The sequence below is a fragment of the Janthinobacterium saanense genome (genome assembly GCF_014200675.1).
Classification (GTDB): Bacteria; Pseudomonadota; Gammaproteobacteria; order Burkholderiales; family Burkholderiaceae_D; genus Janthinobacterium.
This window is the reverse complement of the sequence record NZ_JACHCI010000006.1, coordinates 1-16,775: the sequence shown is the minus strand read 5'-3', so window position 1 is coordinate 16,775 and position 16,775 is coordinate 1. Positions and strand designations below refer to the sequence as shown.

General features: G+C 59.8%; 16 protein-coding genes. 15 read left to right on the top strand and 1 reads right to left on the bottom strand.

Translation table 11 applies throughout. From position 1 onward, the window contains the following. Positions 1–20: 20 nt before the first annotated feature. Positions 21–1,181: a cyclopropane fatty acyl phospholipid synthase gene (cfa, locus tag HDE72_RS10710; protein WP_183740269.1), complete on the top strand. Its 1,161-nt coding sequence runs from the start codon at positions 21–23 to the stop codon at positions 1,179–1,181. Between the two features lie 40 nt (positions 1,182–1,221). Continuing rightward, entirely contained in the window at positions 1,222–2,073 is an 852-nt protein-coding gene (locus tag HDE72_RS10705; RefSeq protein WP_183740266.1) for a LysR family transcriptional regulator, read from the top strand. A 66-nt stretch (positions 2,074–2,139) separates the two neighbouring features. On the opposite strand, the gene HDE72_RS10700 is transcribed toward HDE72_RS10705, so the two are convergent. Next, a complete protein-coding gene (locus tag HDE72_RS10700; protein WP_183740261.1) occupies positions 2,140–2,826 on the bottom strand; it encodes a Bax inhibitor-1/YccA family protein in 687 nt (228 codons plus the stop codon). A gap of 220 nt (positions 2,827–3,046) precedes the next feature. Between HDE72_RS10700 and ndk the strand changes: the two genes are divergently transcribed. The 13 genes from ndk to hflC all read left to right on the top strand — a co-directional run bounded on the left by ndk (position 3,047) and on the right by hflC (position 16,631). Then, a complete protein-coding gene (gene ndk / locus HDE72_RS10695; protein ID WP_183740258.1) occupies positions 3,047–3,463 on the top strand; it encodes a nucleoside-diphosphate kinase in 417 nt (138 codons plus the stop codon). A 120-nt stretch (positions 3,464–3,583) separates the two neighbouring features. After that, on the top strand, positions 3,584–4,759 hold the full coding sequence (gene rlmN, locus HDE72_RS10690) for a dual-specificity RNA methyltransferase RlmN (RefSeq protein ID WP_183740255.1): 1,176 nt from the start codon (positions 3,584–3,586) through the stop codon (positions 4,757–4,759). Positions 4,760–4,770: 11 nt separating this feature from the next. Further along, entirely contained in the window at positions 4,771–5,565 is a 795-nt protein-coding gene (pilW, locus tag HDE72_RS10685; RefSeq protein ID WP_183740252.1) for a type IV pilus biogenesis/stability protein PilW, read from the top strand. 13 nt (positions 5,566–5,578) lie between these two features. Continuing rightward, positions 5,579–6,568 carry a RodZ domain-containing protein gene (locus tag HDE72_RS10680; protein ID WP_183740249.1) on the top strand — a complete coding sequence of 330 codons (990 nt, stop codon included), beginning with the start codon at positions 5,579–5,581 and terminating at the stop codon, positions 6,566–6,568. A gap of 40 nt (positions 6,569–6,608) precedes the next feature. Beyond that, a complete protein-coding gene (ispG, locus tag HDE72_RS10675) occupies positions 6,609–7,874 on the top strand; it encodes a flavodoxin-dependent (E)-4-hydroxy-3-methylbut-2-enyl-diphosphate synthase (RefSeq protein ID WP_183740246.1) in 1,266 nt (421 codons plus the stop codon). 34 nt (positions 7,875–7,908) lie between these two features. Further along, positions 7,909–9,270 (top strand): histidine--tRNA ligase, encoded by a 1,362-nt coding sequence (hisS, locus tag HDE72_RS10670; protein ID WP_183740243.1) that lies wholly within the window; start codon positions 7,909–7,911, stop codon positions 9,268–9,270. A gap of 63 nt (positions 9,271–9,333) precedes the next feature. Then, positions 9,334–10,002, top strand: a complete 669-nt coding sequence (locus HDE72_RS10665) for a YfgM family protein (RefSeq protein WP_183740240.1) — start codon at positions 9,334–9,336, stop codon at positions 10,000–10,002. A 96-nt stretch (positions 10,003–10,098) separates the two neighbouring features. After that, a complete protein-coding gene (bamB, locus tag HDE72_RS10660) occupies positions 10,099–11,244 on the top strand; it encodes an outer membrane protein assembly factor BamB (protein ID WP_183740237.1) in 1,146 nt (381 codons plus the stop codon). A 4-nt stretch (positions 11,245–11,248) separates the two neighbouring features. Further along, positions 11,249–12,592 (top strand): ribosome biogenesis GTPase Der, encoded by a 1,344-nt coding sequence (gene der / locus HDE72_RS10655; protein WP_183740234.1) that lies wholly within the window; start codon positions 11,249–11,251, stop codon positions 12,590–12,592. Positions 12,593–12,868: 276 nt separating this feature from the next. Next, positions 12,869–13,105, top strand: a complete 237-nt coding sequence (hfq, locus tag HDE72_RS10650) for an RNA chaperone Hfq (protein WP_008450615.1) — start codon at positions 12,869–12,871, stop codon at positions 13,103–13,105. A gap of 114 nt (positions 13,106–13,219) precedes the next feature. Then, positions 13,220–14,449: a GTPase HflX gene (gene hflX, locus HDE72_RS10645; RefSeq protein WP_183740230.1), complete on the top strand. Its 1,230-nt coding sequence runs from the start codon at positions 13,220–13,222 to the stop codon at positions 14,447–14,449. A gap of 2 nt (positions 14,450–14,451) precedes the next feature. Continuing rightward, positions 14,452–15,744 (top strand): FtsH protease activity modulator HflK, encoded by a 1,293-nt coding sequence (gene hflK / locus HDE72_RS10640; protein ID WP_183740226.1) that lies wholly within the window; start codon positions 14,452–14,454, stop codon positions 15,742–15,744. Continuing rightward, entirely contained in the window at positions 15,744–16,631 is an 888-nt protein-coding gene (gene hflC, locus HDE72_RS10635; protein ID WP_183740223.1) for a protease modulator HflC, read from the top strand. Before hflK ends, hflC begins: the two co-directional genes overlap by 1 nt. Positions 16,632–16,775 lie beyond the last annotated feature (144 nt).

Below are 16,775 nucleotides of genomic sequence, written 5' to 3'. Positions count from 1 at the left end.
ACTAGTGGAGGCAGTAGGGCATGAATATGCAACACACGACACAACAGTTACAGCCGGCAGTCAACACGGACTCGCGGCTGTACCGCGCGGCGGCCGACTTGCTGGCCAGGGCCGACATCCATTTGAATGGCGACGCTGCCTGGGACATGCAGCTGCGCAAACCGGGCGTGCCCGAGCGGGCTTTCGCCAGCGGCAACCTGGGCCTGGGTGAAGCGTATATGGATGGCGACTGGGATGCGGGCCAGCTCGACGAATTTTTTGCCCACTTGCTGCGCGCGCGCCTGGGCGATGAAGTCAAGCCGGTGCGCCTGGCGTTTCATGCGCTGACGGCGCGATTGTTCAATCTGCAAAGCGAGCGCCGCGCCTGGATGGTGGGCAAGGAGCACTACGACCTGGGCAATGAATTTTATGCCGCCATGCTCGATCCGCGCATGACCTACACCTGTGGCTACTGGAAAGACGCCAGCAGCCTGGCCGAGGCGCAGGAAGCCAAGCTGGACCTGGTCTGCCGCAAGCTGCGCCTGGAGCCGGGCATGCGCGTGCTCGACATCGGCTGCGGCTGGGGCAGTTTCATGCGGTATGCGGCAGAAAAATACGGCGTGCAATGCGTGGGCGTGACGATTTCGACAGAGCAGGCCGACTATGCACGCGGCTTGCCGGGTGGTGAAAACCTCGATTTCCGCCTGCAGGATTACCGCGACATGCACGAACGTTTCGACCGCATCGTCAGCATCGGCATGTTCGAGCACGTGGGCCACAAGAACCACCGCACCTATATGGAGGTGGCGCACCGCTGCCTGGAGGACGATGGCCTGTTCCTGCTGCATACCATCGGCAAGAACAAGCGCCAGTCGACCAGCGATCCGTGGATAGACAAATACATTTTCCCGAATGGCGACTTGCCATCGGTAGGCCAGATCGGCGACGCCATGGATGATTTGTTCGTGGCCGAAGACATGCATAACTTTGGCGCCGACTACGACAAGACCCTGATGGCCTGGCATGCCAACTTCGAGCAAGCCTGGCCCCGTTTCGCCGATCAACTGGGAGAACGCTTCCGCCGCATGTGGTCGTATTATCTGCTGTCCTGCGCCGGCGCCTTCCGCGCGCGCGACCTGCAATTGTGGCAGTGGGTGCTGTCCAAGCAGGGTGTGCTGGGCGGCTACCAGCGGGTCAGCTGATGGCCACAATCAAACAGGGCGTAACTGCTATCATCTTCTGATGGATATCAATCAAGCGCGTACCTTTCTGGAAGTGGCTTCCTGCGGCAGTTTCATCATGGCGGCCGAGCGCATGCATGTCACGCAAACGGCGGTCAGCGCCCGCATCCGCACCCTGGAGCAGCAGCTGGGCCGCCAGCTCTTCGTGCGCAACAAGGCTGGCGCGCGCCTGACGCCCGCCGGCGAGCGTTTCATGCGCCACGCGGCGACCATGGTGCAAGTGTGGGAGCGGGCGCGCCATCAGGTGGCCTTGCCGCCGGGGCGTGAAGATGGCATCAGCATCGGCTGCGAACTGAGCCTGTGGCAGCCCATGCTGGGCGAATGGCTGATCGGCATGAACCGCGATTGCCCCAGGATCGCCTTGCGGGCAGAGGTCGATAGCCCGGCGCGCCTGCTCGACGCGGTGCATGACGGCTCGCTGGACCTGGCCGTGCTGTACAACCCGCCGCAGCGCCCGGGGCTCGTCAGTGAATTGCTGGCCGAGGAAAAACTGGTGATGCTGACCACCCGCCCCGATGGGCAGATGCATGCCGATGCCTATGTGTATGTCGACTGGGGGCCCAGCTTTGCCGCCAATCACCAGGCTGCGTTTCCCGAGCTGAGCAGCCCGCCCGTCTCGATTTCGCTGGGGCCGCTGGCGCTGATGTATTTGCGCGAAGTGGGCGGCGCCAGTTATTTTCGGGTCGGCATGGCGCGCCCGTATCTTGATGCGGGCCAGCTGTTCCGCGTGCATGGCGCACCCGAATTCTCGCATTCGGCCTACGCCGTGTATGCGGCCCAGCGCGACAATCCCACCCTGGACCGCGCCCGTGCCTGTTTGCGCGCGGTGGCCGAGCGGTGGAAAACGATGTAAAAGTGGATGCTGCAGACGTAAAAAAGCCGACCCGCAGGTCGGCTTTTGATTTTCCAGCCTTAAACCTTAGTCGCGGCTGCCGCCTGCGAGGCCCAGCAAAGAGAGCAGGCTGGTGAAGATGTTGTACACGTCCAGGTAGATGCGCAGGGTGGCCGAGATGTAGTTGGTCTCGCCGCCGTTGATGATTTGCTGCACGTCATACAGGATGTAAGCCGAGAAGATGGCGATGGCGACCAGCGAGATCACGATCGACAGTGCCGACAGGCCCAGGAAGATGTTCGCTACCGATGCCAGGATCAGCACGATCACGCCGGCGAACAGCCATTTGCCCATGGCCGAGAAATCGCGTTTCGAGACCGTGGCGATGGTTGCCATCACGGCCAGGATGGTGGCCGTGCCGCCAAACGCCGTCATGATCAGGGTGCCGCCGTTCGAATAGCCGAGCGTGCGGGTCAGGATAGGCGTGAGCATCAGGCCCATGAAGAAGGTGAAGCCCAGCAGGACGGCGACGCCCAGGCCCGAGTTCTTGGTTTTTTCAATCGCAAACATGAAGCCGAAGGCGACTGCCATGAAGATGATGAAGCCCATGCCGCCATGCAGCATCGGCAGATGCAGTTGTACGCCGACGAAAGCGCCCATCACGGTCGGTATCATGGACAGCGCCAGCAGCCAGTAAGTGTTGCGCAAGACCTGGTGGCGTACTTGCTGCATGCCTCCCGACAGGTCAAAAGTGCGTTGCATGTTCTGATTCATAGTGCCTCCGTGTGATCGATTCAAATTGCTACTGCGGCCAAGGATAGCATGGACCCCGCTTTTTGCAAAAAAAACAGCTTAAGATTGCATTAAAGTCAGCTGGGGCTGGAAGATGTGGCCTGCTTGTCTGGGAGATATGGGGCGTAGTATGGTAAAATCAAAGGTTGATTGAGTTCTCAATTTACGTTTTAAACCTTTCTTTTTATTGGAGTTTTCACACATGGCAATCGAACGCACCCTGTCGATCATCAAACCAGACGCAGTTGCAAAAAATGTAATCGGCCAAATCTACAGCCGTTTCGAAAACGCTGGCTTGAAAATCGTTGCAGCCCGCATGACCCAACTGTCGCGCGAACAAGCTGAAGGCTTCTACGCAGCGCACAAAGAGCGCGGCTTCTTCAAAGACCTGGTGGACTTCATGGTTTCCGGCCCAGTCATGATCCAGGCTCTGGAAGGCGAAAACGCCGTTCTGGCCCACCGCGACCTGATGGGCGCAACCGATCCGAAGAAAGCAGAAAAAGGCACGATCCGCGCCGATTTCGCTGATTCGATCGACGCTAACGCAGTACACGGTTCCGACGCTGTCGAAGCTGGCCAAGTAGAAATCGCTTACTTCTTCCCAGAACTGAAGGCTTAATTGCCTTAGATAACGTTATTTCCTGGCGTTATCTGTGAAATAACTTTATCACCCCCTGTTCCCGCTGCGCCTGTTTTTTTTCTGCGCGCGCGGGGACGGATTTTTAGAATAGACATGATCATGAATACGACGACACTCACCAACTTGCTGGACCTCGATCCCGCGCAACTCATCGCCTACTGCGCCGAGTTGGGAGAGAAACCGTTTCGTGCGAAACAATTGCAACGCTGGATACACCAGTTTGGCGCCTCCGACTTCGACGCCATGACGGACCTGGCCAAGTCGCTGCGCGACAAGCTGGCCACGCGCGCCGAAGTGCGCGCCCCGGCCATCATCAGCGACCATACCTCGACGGACGGCACGCGCAAATGGCTGGTCGACGTGGGCAATGGCAATGCCGTGGAAACCGTGTTCATTCCGGAAGAAAACCGCGGTACCCTGTGCATCTCGACCCAGGCCGGCTGTGCCGTCAATTGCCGTTTCTGCTCGACCGGCAAGCAAGGCTTCAACCGCAACCTGACCGTCGGTGAAATCATCGGCCAGTTGTGGATGGCAGAATTTGAATTGCGCCGCACCAAGGGTATCGAACCGGGCCCGAAAGGCGAGCGCCAGATCACCAACGTGGTGATGATGGGCATGGGCGAGCCCCTGCTGAACTTTGAGCCGACCGTCACCGCTCTCAAATTGATGCTCGACGATAACGCCTACGGCCTGTCGCGCCGCCGCGTGACCTTGTCGACCTCGGGCGTGGTGCCGATGATGGATAAATTGTCGCAGGAAGTGCCGGTGGCCATGGCCGTCTCGCTGCACGCCTCGAACGACAAGCTGCGCGACGGGCTGATTCCACTGAACAAGAAATATCCGCTGAAGGAATTGATGGCGGCCTGCAAGCGCTACCTGGAATTCGCCCCACGCGATTTCATTACCTTTGAGTACTGCATGCTGGACGGCGTCAACGACAGCGACGAGCACGCGCGCGAACTGCTGGCGCTGGTGCAAGACCGCGAGTTCGGCGTGAACTGCAAGTTCAACCTGATCCCGTTCAACCCCTTCCCGGAATCGGGCCTGTTCCGTTCGAAAAATCCGCGCATCAAGGCGTTTGCCCAGGTGCTGATGGATGGCGGCATCATCACCACCGTGCGCAAGACGCGCGGCGATGATATCGATGCTGCCTGCGGCCAGCTGGCCGGCGAAGTCAAGGACCGCACGCGGGTGCAGGAGCGCATGGAAAAGATGACGGAATACCAGCAGAAGTTTGGCGCCAATTTCGGAAAAATCGTGGAGATCCGCTCCTGATGGGGGAAAGCATGGCTTACCATCGCTCGCTCGCTGTGGCCTTTGTCAGCCTGGCTGTGCTGCTGGTCGGCTGTGCTTCCGCTGCGCACGATGACAAGGCGATGGCCGCCACTGCCGCCAGTTCGGCCCAGCAGCGCGCCAGCCTGCGTTTGCAACTGGCCAGCGCCTATTATGGCCAGGGCCAGCTGGACGTGGCTTTGGAAGAGGTGACGCAGGCTTTGTCGCTGGCGCCGAACGACGCCCAGGCCTATGGCATGCGCGCACTGATACAGGCGGGCCGGCAGCAAATTTTGCCTGCTGAGAAAGATTTCCTTTACGCCTTGCGCCTTGCGCCCCACAATCCTGAGTTGAGCAATAATTACGGCCTGTTTTTATGCCAGACAGGACGCGCGGCGCAATCGCTGGCTTATTTTGACGCTGCACTGCAGGATGCCAGCTATGTTTCGCCCGGCAAGGCGCTGCATAATGCGGGCGTCTGCAGTGCGAGTCTGAAACAATATCAGCGCGCCGGGGCGTATTGGCTGCGGGCGCTGCAGATTGCGCCGGACGTGGCAGAGACCAACGCCGGTCTGGTGCGCGTATATTACGAACAGCAAGACTACCGGCAAGCCGCGTATTATCTTGCGCGGCTCGGTACAGTAGCGACTATGGAGAGTCAAACAGCCGATGTGCTGTGGCTCGGGATCAAGGTGCAGCATCAGCTCGGGGATGTGAGCGCGGAGGCTGGCCTGGCGGCGCAATTGCGTCACCACCATTCCGCCTCCCCCGAATATGCTGCTTATCAAAATGGGGCGTTTGATGAGTGAGACAGGGATACCAATGAATTCAGAGCAGGCAGAAACGCCTCAGCAGCAGCCCCGCGGTGGCGGTCTGGCCTCGGCAGGCGCGCAATTGAAGGCGCAGCGCGAGGCTTTGGGCTGGCCGGTGGAGCAGGTGGCGGACCAGCTCAAGCTGGCGCCGCGCCAGGTGATCGCACTGGAAGCGGGCGATACGGCGGCTTTGCCGAACGTGGCCGTGGTGCGCGGTTTCGTGCGCGCCTACGCCAAGGTGGTCAGGCTCGATGCGGCGCCGCTGGTGGCCCTGATCGAAGTGGCGGCAGCGCCGACGCAAGATCCGGTCGCCCCGGTGCGGCGTGAAATTTCCGCCACGTTTTCAGAGTCGCGTTTTCCATCGATGACGCAGCGTTCGTCCAGTTCGCCGGTGGTCTGGATCGTTGGCGCCGTGGTCGTGGTGGCGGTTGCCGCTTTTGGCGCTTACAAGCTTGGCTATGTGCCGGCTGCCTTGCTGGCCCATGTGGATACCAAGGAAAAGGAAGCCGATCATCCGGCCATGTCCGGTCCGGTGGAAACTACCCTGATCAAGCCAGGCCAGGATTTGACGCCCGTGCAAACGCCGTCCGTGCCCTTGATCTCCGTGCCGCCGCCGGCAAATGATACGCAGACGGGAACGGCTGCCTCGGCTGCAGCCGCGACGCCAACGCCGGCGCCGGCTGTCGCCGTGCCTGCTGCGCCAGTGCCTGCCCCTGTCGCTGAAGCGGCCGCTGTCACGCCGCCGGCTGCTGCCGCTGCAGGCGCGAATGTGCTGGTGCTGAAGCTGGAGCAAGATTCCTGGGTAGAAATTCGCCGCCGTGGCACGACGCCGCTGGTCTCGCGCATGATGCGTGCTGGCAGCACGGAAACGTTCAATCTCACCGGCCCGGCAACCCTGGTGGTCGGCAAGCCAGGCGCCGTGCAAGCGACCCTGCGCGGCAGCAAACTGGACTTGCCGACCGTGCAGGGTGGTACGATTGCACGTGTCAACATCGAATAAATAGTCACAATTGCAATAAATAACTCACAAGACGAAACATATGGCTACCTCGAATACAGCGATAGCTTCCGGTCCTTCAGGCCGCCGCGACAGCCGCAAAGTGCTGGTCGCGCACGGCCAGCGCCAGATCTGGGTGGGCGGCGACGCCCCTGTGGTGGTGCAGTCGATGACCAATACGGATACGGCCGATGCGATCGGCACGGCGATCCAGATCAAGGAACTGGCGCGTGCCGGCTCCGAACTGGTGCGCCTGACGGTGGACCGGCCGGAATCGGCCGCGGCCGTGCCCTACATCCGCGATCAGCTCGACAAGATGGGCATCGACGTGCCGCTGGTGGGCGATTTCCATTACAACGGCCATACCTTGCTGAACGATTACCCCGATTGCGCGCGCGCGCTGTCGAAATACCGCATCAACCCCGGCAACGTGGGCAAGGGCGCCAAGCGCGATACGCAATTTGCGCAAATGATCGAAGCGGCCTGCAAGTATGACAAGCCGGTGCGTATCGGCGTGAACTGGGGCAGCCTGGATCAAGCCTTGCTCGCACGCATCATGGATGAAAACGCGGGCCGCGCCGAACCATGGCCGGCACAAGCAGTCATGTATGAAGCGCTGGTGACGTCGGCGATAGAAAACGCCGTGCGCGCCGAAGAACTGGGCCTGGGCCGCGACAAGATCATTCTGTCGTGCAAGGTTTCTGGCGTGCAGGATCTGATCGCCGTCTACCGCGAATTGTCCAGACGCTGCGATTATCCGCTGCACCTGGGCCTGACGGAAGCGGGCATGGGCAGCAAGGGTATCGTGGCCTCGACGGCGGCGCTGTCGGTGCTGCTGCAAGAAGGCATCGGCGACACCATCCGCATTTCGCTCACGCCTGAACCGGGCGGCGACCGTACGCGTGAAGTGATCGTCGGCCAGGAAATCTTGCAAACCATGGGACTGCGCAAGTTCGCGCCGATGGTGATTGCCTGCCCGGGTTGCGGCCGCACCACCTCGACCACCTTCCAGGAACTGGCGGACAATATCCAGACCTATCTGCGCGAGCAGATGCCGGAGTGGAAAAAAGCCTATCCGGGCGTGGAAGCGATGAATGTGGCCGTGATGGGCTGCATCGTCAACGGTCCAGGCGAATCGAAACACGCCAACATCGGCATCAGCTTGCCCGGCACCGGCGAATCGCCAGCCGCGCCGGTGTTTGTCGATGGCGAAAAGTTCGTCACCCTGCGCGGCGAACGCATCGTGGAAGAATTCCAGGACATCGTCTTGAATTATGTGAAGAGCCACTACGGCAAAGTAGCTGCCTGAGCATATACCGGTAAAAACAGTAAAGAAGAACACTATGTCTGATAATAAAAAATTCGATAAAATCACCGCGGTGAAGGGCATGAACGATGTGCTGCCAGCCGATGCCGCCCTGTGGGAATTGTTTGAAAACACGGCGCAGTCCGTGCTGCAAAGCTATGGCTTCCAGCAAATCCGCACGCCTATCGTCGAAGAAACCAAGTTGTTCGCGCGCGCCATCGGCGCCGTGACCGATATTGTGGAAAAGGAAATGTACTCGTTCATCGATTCGATGAACGGCGACAACCTGACCCTGCGCCCTGAAGGCACGGCGGGCGTGGTGCGCGCGGTGGTCGAGCACAACCTGGTCTACGAAGGCCCGAAACGCCTGTGGTACAAGGGCCAGATGTTCCGCCACGAGCGTCCGCAAAAAGGCCGTTATCGCCAGTTCCACCAGTTTGGCGCGGAAGCGATCGGCTTTACCGGTCCCGATATCGATGCCGAGCTGATCATGATGACCCGCCGCCTGTGGGATGACCTGGGCCTGGACGGCATCCGCCTGGAACTCAATTCGATTGGCGATGCGGCGGAGCGCCTGCGCCACCGCTTTGATCTGATCGCCTACCTGGAAGGCCACAGCGAGCTGCTCGACGAAGAAGCCAAGCGCCGCCTGCACAGCAATCCGCTGCGCATCCTCGATACCAAGAACCCTGCCATGCAGGACCTGGTCAACGGCGCGCCCAAGCTGCTGGATTATCTGGGCGAAGAATCGCTGGCGCACTTTGCCGGCGTGCAAAAGATTCTGAACCACAACAATATTCCCTTCACCATCAATCCACGCCTGGTGCGCGGCCTGGACTATTACAACCGCACCGTGTTCGAGTGGGTCAGCGACAAGCTGGGCGCACAAGGCACGGTCTGCGCCGGTGGCCGCTACGACGGCATGGTGGAAATGTTTGGCGGCAAATCGACGCCAGCGGTCGGTTTCGGCATGGGTGTCGAGCGCCTGGTGTTGCTGATGAAAGACGCTGCCGAGCCGGAACAGCCAGCCCTGTGCGACGTCTATCTGGTGCATCAGGGCGAAGCAGCGGGCTTGCAGGCCTTCGTGCTGGCAGAGCGGATACGCGATGCGGGCCTGGACGTTGTGCTACATTGCGCAGCGAGCAATGGCGGCGGCGCGTTCAAGAACCAGATGAAAAAGGCCGACGCCAGCGGTGCGGCGTTTGCCGTGATCCTGGGCGACGATGAAATCGCCAACCATGTCGCCACGGTGAAAGCCATGCGTGAAGCGGAAGCCGGATCGCAGCAAAACACGGTGCCGTTTGACGACGTCGTCGATTACCTGGTGGACCAGATCATCGGCGGCCACGATTGCGGCCACGACCATGGTGCGGATGGCCACGTGCATCACCATCATTAAGCTGAAAAATACCGTTCTACCCTTCGCTAACTTCGATTAACTATTCATTAAAACTGACGACTCATGGCATACGATCACGAAGAACAAGAACAACTGGCAACCCTCAAAGCCTGGTGGCAGCGCAACGGCAACCTGACCTCCTGGGTCTTGATCGTGGCGCTGGCCGCCTACAGTGGCTGGGCGGGCTGGCAGTACTACCAGCGCACCCAGGCGGCGCAAGCGGGCCAGTTGTACGATGAATTGCAAAACGCCATCGTCGCCAAGGACAATGCCAAGGTGCAGCGCGCGGCGTCCGACATGCAGTCGCGTTTCAGCCGTACGGCTTACGCGCAGATGGCCTCGCTGGCAGCGGCCAAGACGGCTTTCGATGCCAATGACCTGAAAGCCGCCAAGACCCAGCTGCAATGGGTAGCGGACCATGGCGCCGAAGAATACAAGGTCATCGCGCAGCTGCGCCTGGCTGGCGTGCTGATGGATGAAAAGTCGTATGACGAAGCGCTGAAAGTGCTGGCGTCCGCCAACGTGCCGCAATTTGCCGGCGCCGTGGCCGACCGCAAGGGCGATATCCTGGTGGCGCAAAACAAGCTGGCCGATGCCCGTACCGCTTACCTGGCGGCGCTGGCCGCGACTGCCAAGGATAATCCAGGCCGTCAGTTGATCCAGATCAAACTGGAAGCCATCGGCGGAACGGTGCCGGAAGACACGGCCAAGGCAGATCAAGCTGCTGCCTGAGTTGCTGCTTGATAAGAAAACTAGCGGTTCTGCTGCGCGGCACTCACGCCGGCGGCTCGACCCTTACAAGTACAAGAAGAAGGTTGGATAACACTTATGCGTGTCACTGAAAAGCTGGTAGCTGCAAGCCTCTTGGTCCTGGTGGCGGGTTGCTCGTCCTTGAATCCGTTTGCCAAAAAAGATCCGAAAGTCGAGCCAGCTCCATTGGTCGAGTTAAAGTCTAGCCTCGCCGTGCGCGATGCATGGAAGTATTCCATCGGCAAGTCGGGCGTGTATGCCTTCACGCCTGCCTTGTCCGGCAGCAGCCTGTATGTGGTCAGTGCCGATGGCGCCCTGGCGCGTCTCGATGCCGCCACCGGCCGTGAAACCTGGCGCGTCAAGGCCGGTAGCGACATTACCTCCAGCGCCGGCACCGACGGCAGCATCGTGGCGGTGGGCGCCGCCAAGGGCACTGTGCTGGCTTTTGATGCCGATGGCAAGCCATTGTGGACGTATCAGGCCTCGAGCGAAGTGTTGACGGCGCCTGTCGTCAGCCAGGGTATCGTCGCGATACGCAGCGTGGATAACCGCATCGTCGGCCTCGACGCCAAGACGGGTGAGCGCAAATGGGTGGTGCAGCGCGCCACGCCAGCATTGACCTTGCGCAATGCGCCGGGCATGGTGCTGGGCGGCGCCAATCTCTACGTGGCCCAGCCGGGCGGCAAACTGATGGCGCTGACGGCGGCGACCGGTGTGGTACGCTGGGAAAACGTCGTCAGCGAACCACGCGGCGCCACCGAACTTGAACGTGTGTCAGACATCGCCGGTACGCCGGTGGTGTTTGAAAGCGAAGTGTGCACCGTGACTTACCAGGGCAAGGCCGGCTGCTTCGATGCAGCCACCGGCGTGCCGCGCTGGACCAAGCCGTACTCGTCCGACGTGGGCGTGGCGGTCGACCAGCGTTTCGTGTTTGCTGTCGATGAGCAGGGCGCCGTCACGGCGTTCAGCCGTGAGGCAGGGCAGAGCGCCTGGAAGAATGACGGGCTGGCACGCCGCCGCGTGTCGACGCCGGCCTCGTTTGGCCGCAGCGTAGCTGTTGGTGATTATCAAGGTTACATCCACTTCCTGTCACGGGAAGATGGCGCATTTATAGGTCGGGTCAGCACCGACGGCAGCCCGATTGTTTCGGCTCCCGTCATCGCCGGTTCGAATTTGATTTTTCAAACCCAATCAGGGACAGTGACCGCTCTCGCGGTCGAGTAATACAATGAAGCCGGTAATAGCACTAGTAGGTCGACCCAATGTTGGGAAATCGACTTTATTCAATCGTCTGACCCGCTCGCGCGATGCGCTGGTGGCGGATTTGCCTGGGTTGACGCGCGATCGTCACTATGGCGAAGGCCGTGTCGGCGAACGTCCCTTCCTGGTCATCGATACGGGTGGTTTCGAACCCGTCGCCAAGGAAGGCATCATGCACCAGATGGCACTGCAGACCAAGCAGGCCGTGGCCGAGGCCGACGTGGTGGTGTTCATCGTGGACGGCCGTCAAGGCCTGACGCCGCATGACAAGACCATCGTTGACTTCCTGCGCAAGAGCGGCCGTCCGGTCTTGCTGGTGGTCAACAAGAGCGAGGGCATGCGCTATACGGCCGTCGTGTCCGAGTTCTACGAACTGGGCATGGGCGATCCGTATGCGATCTCGTCCGCGCACGGCGACGGCGTCAACGACCTGGTCGAAGTCATGCTCGACACGGCCTTTGCGCAGCGTCCGGAAGAGCCTGAAGAGCTGGAAAAGACTGACCGTGGCATCAAGATCGCCCTGGTCGGCCGCCCGAACGTGGGCAAGTCCACCCTGGTCAACACCCTGCTGGGCGAAGAGCGCGTAATCGCCTTCGACATGCCGGGCACGACCCGCGATTCGATCGAGATTCCGTTCGAGCGCGATGGCCAGCAATACACGCTGATCGACACGGCCGGTATCCGCCGCCGTGGCAAGGTGTTTGAAGCGATCGAGAAATTCTCGGTCGTCAAGACGCTGCAATCGATTTCCGAGGCCAACGTGGTGGTGCTGCTGCTCGACGCGCAGCAAGATATTTCCGAACAAGACGCGCATATCGCCGGCTTTATTCTGGAATCGGGCCGCGCGCTGGTGGTGGCCGTGAATAAATGGGATGGCTTGCAATCGCACGAACGCGATGAAATCAAGATCGATCTCGACCGCAAGCTCGATTTCCTGTCTTTTGCCAATATGCACTTTATTTCGGCGCTGAAAGGCAGCGGCATCGGTCCATTGATGAAGTCGCTCAACGCTGCGTATGCGGCCGCCATGTGCGACCTGTCGACGCCGAAGCTGACGCGCGCCCTGATCGAGGCGGTAGAGAAGCAGGAACCGCGCCGCAAGGGCTCGATCCGTCCGAAATTGCGTTATGCTCACCAGGGCGGCATGAACCCGCCGGTGATCGTCATTCACGGTAATGCACTCGATGCCGTGGGCGATCCGTATAAGCGTTATTTGGAAAAACATTTCCGCGATACTTTCTCGTTGGTCGGTACGCCATTGCGGATTGAATTGCGGACCGGTAAAAATCCGTTTGCCAGAACGCCGAAATAAACTGTATTGAAATTGTAAAAATACGGTTGATTGCTTAAATGGTTAGTAATTAAGTTTACATTAAGGCGCCGCATGGAAAATGCGGTGCCGATTTTAAATAAACTGGACGTGGTGACGGTAATATTTCCTGGGCCATGTGCATGCGCGACAGCGATCGCGAAAACAGGTTACAGTAGCTGCGATGCATTATTCTCCGCAAGAGAATGCTGAGTGAGCACTTGAAATCAAGCGAGTCGCCTCCAATTTCTACACAACAACATAAACAACGGAGCTGTTATGAGCAACAAAGGGCAACTGTTACAAGACCCATTCCTCAATGCATTACGCAAAGAGCATGTTCCTGTCTCGATTTACCTGGTCAATGGTATTAAATTGCAAGGTCATATCGAATCGTTTGATCAATATGTCGTATTGCTGCGCAATACGGTCACGCAGATGGTGTACAAGCATGCCATCTCGACAGTGGTGCCGGCCCGTGCCGTCAATCTCAATATTGAATCTGAAGCGGAGTAAAGCGTTGAGCTTGACGGCCCAGCGCCTTTCACCCTCCCACGCCATCGTCCGCGCCAGCGGCGCTGATGCATTTGCATCGGCGTCACTGTTCGCTGCAACTTATTCGTTTCCATCATGCGCGCGGCACTAGTCGGGGTTGACTTCGGTCACAGCGACTTTGCCGCCAGCATGGAGGAATTGATGCTGTTGTCGCGTTCAGCTGGTGCGGATCCGATTTCCACCATGACGGCCAAGCGTTCCAGTCCCGATTCCGCCTATTTTGTCGGTAGCGGCAAGGCCGACGAGATAGGCGACGTGGTCGTCAATGACCAGCTGGAAATCGTCATCTTCAATCACGCCCTCTCGCCGGCACAGCAGCGCAATCTGGAAAAGCGCCTGAATGTGCGGGTGCTCGACCGTACCAGCCTGATCCTCGATATCTTTGCGCAGCGCGCCAAGAGCCACGAGGGCAAGCTGCAGGTCGAGCTGGCCCAGTTGCAGCATCTGGCCACACGTCTGATACGCGGCTGGACTCACCTTGAGCGGCAAAAGGGCGGTATCGGCTTGCGCGGTCCCGGCGAGACGCAGCTCGAGACCGACCGCCGGCTGATCGGCGACCGTGTCAAGGCACTCCGGGCTCGCCTGGAAAAGCTGCACAAGCAGCGCGAAACCCAGCGCCGTGCGCGCGGCCGCAATCACACGTTTTCGGTGTCCCTGGTCGGCTATACCAATGCCGGCAAGTCGACCCTGTTCAACGCCGTGACCAAGGCTGGCGTGTATGTCGCCGACCAGTTGTTCGCCACCCTGGACACTACTTCGCGCCGGGTTTACCTGGGCCAGGAAGTGGGCAATGTGGTGATCTCCGACACGGTCGGCTTCGTGCGCGAATTGCCGCATCAGCTGGTGGCCGCTTTCCGCGCCACGCTCGAAGAAACCATCCATGCCGATTTGCTGCTGCACGTCGTCGACGCTTCGTCGCCGGTGCGCATGGAGCAGATCGAACAGGTCAACCTGGTCTTGAAAGAGATCGGCGCCGATCATATTCCGCAAATCCTCGTGTGGAACAAGATCGATGCGGCCGGACTGGAACCGTCGATAGAGCGTGATGAATATGCTACGATCAGTCGCGTCTTCGTCAGTGCGCAAAAAGGTAGCGGTCTTGACCTGCTGCGCGAGGCGATCGTCGAGATGGCAAAGAATGCGCCAGCTTCGGCCCATCGCTATCGGGATGGCGAAGCGGAACAGCAAGACCAGCACAGTCAGCACGAGCACGACCAGCAGCACGATGGCGCCGCCCCGGATCAGGCCGAAGAGCCAGACCAGGATGATAGGTTTTCCACCCACTCTCAAGTCGGAACACGATAGTTATGCTTGTCTCCCTACTCAAAAAAACAGGCTTGAAGTTATCCCTGAATGATCCCCGCTGGGGCAATCGCAAGGACGACGGCAAGAAAGCCCAAGAAGGCAAAAAGCCCGGTGAAGGTCCGCCGGACCTGGATCAATTGTGGCGTGATTTCAATCAGCGCCTGAACGCCTTTTTCGGACAAAAGAATAACCGTCCCGATAATGGCGGCAATGGTGGCGGCGGCAATGGCCCTCGCCCGGACATGAAGGGCGCAGGCATCACTGCCGGCGTGGTCGGCGTGATCGCGGTGCTAATCTGGCTTGCCAGCGGCGCCTTCATCGTGCAAGAGGGTCAGAGCGGCGTCGTGCTGACCTTTGGCCACGTCACGCGCACCACGCCGGCCGGTTTCAACTGGCGCTGGCCGTACCCGTTCCAGACCGACGAAACCGTCAATGTGTCGCAGGTGCGTACCGTGGAAGTCGGTTACCGCACTTCGCTGAACAACAAGCAGGCCAGCGAATCGCTGATGCTGACCGACGATGAAAACATCATCGACATTCAGTTTGCGGTGCAGTACACCCTGAAAGATCCCGTCGAATGGCTGTTCAACGTGCGCGACCAGGAAGACACCTTGCGCCAGGTCGCCGAAACGGCGATCCGCGAAGTGGTCGGCCGCAGCAAGATGGACTTCGTGCTGTATGAAGGCCGCGAAAAAGTGGCCTTTGACACGCAGAAATTGATGCAGCAGATTCTTGATGATTACAAGGTCGGCGTGTTGATCAACAATGTCACGATGCAGGCCGTGCAGCCGCCGGAGCAGGTGCAAGCCGCTTTCGACGATGCCGTGAAAGCAGGGCAAGACCGCGAACGCCAGAAGAATGAAGGCGAAGCCTATGCCAACGACGTGATTCCAAAAGCGCACGGCGCGGCCTTCCGTCTGATCCAGGAGGCCGAAGCCTACCGCGCCATGGTGACGGAAAACGCCACCGGTAACGCCTCGCGCTTCAAGCAGGTGCTGGTCGAGTACCAGAAGGCGCCTGCCGTGACGCGTGACCGCATGTATCTGGAAACGATGCAGCAAGTGTTCTCCAGTACCAGCAAGGTCATGGTCGACGCGAAGACGGGCAGCAATCTGCTGTACCTGCCACTGGACAAGCTGATTGCCCAGACGGCAGCGTCGGACGCCACCGCTGCGGTGGCGCGCGCAGCTGCCTCGCCTGCCACCACCACCGTTTTGCCACAGGAAACCATGCAGACAGTCGAAGTCAATTCGCGCCGTGACGGCCGTTCTTCGCGTGAACGGGAGAGCCGCTAATGAACCGTATCGTCGCCGCCCTGATCGCGGGCTTTATCGCGATCATGCTGTTGTCTTCGACCGTGTTCGTCGTCGATCAGCGCAAGTACGCCGTGGTCTTCGCCCTCGGCGAGCTCAAGGACGTCATTAGCGAGCCAGGCTTGTACTTCAAGCTGCCGCCGCCGTTCCAGAACGTCATCTACCTGGACAGGCGGGTCCTGACGCTTGACACGCCGGAGCCGGAACGCTTCATCACGGCCGAGAAGAAGAATATCCTCGTCGACGCGTATGTGAAGTGGCGCATCGTCAATCCGAGGACATATTTCCGCAGCTTCGGCGGCGATGAAAGCCGTGCCCGCAACCGCATGTCGCAAATCGTCAAGGCCGCCCTGAACGATGAAATCACCAAGCGCACCGTGCGCGAAGTGATCTCTGGCGAGCGCGGCAAGGTGATGCAGGCGATCAAGGTCAAGGTGGCGGCCGAGGCCGAGGCCATCGGCGTGGGCATCGTCGACGTGCGCCTGAAACGCGTCGATTACGTCGAGCAGATCAATAACTCGGTGTATGAACGCATGAAGTCCGAGCGTGTGCGCGTGGCCAATGAGCTGCGTTCGACCGGTTCGGCTGATTCGGAAAAAATCCGCGCCGACGCCGACAAGCAGCGCACCGTGATCCTGGCCGAAGCGTATAGCAAGGCCGAGAATATCCGCGGTGAAGGCGACGCCAAGGCATCGCAGGTCTATGCCGAAGCGTTTGGCAGGAATCCGGAGTTCTACAAGTTTTACCGTAGCCTGGAAGCTTACCGCGCCACGTTCAAGGGGCCGAACGACATCATGGTCATGGATCCAAGCTCGGAATTCTTCAAGTACTTCAAGGGCGGTCCTTCGGCGGGCGCAGCGAAGAAGTAAAAGCAGACAGCCAGTAATGGAGCAAGCGGGGCCGGCAGTGATGCCGGCCCCGTTTTTTTGGTGCGCCCAGCATGGGCGCACTCCTGCGGGTGCAAGTCCCGCCGCGAGCTGACCACAGTGAGCGAAGTGAAGCGCAACTGCGGG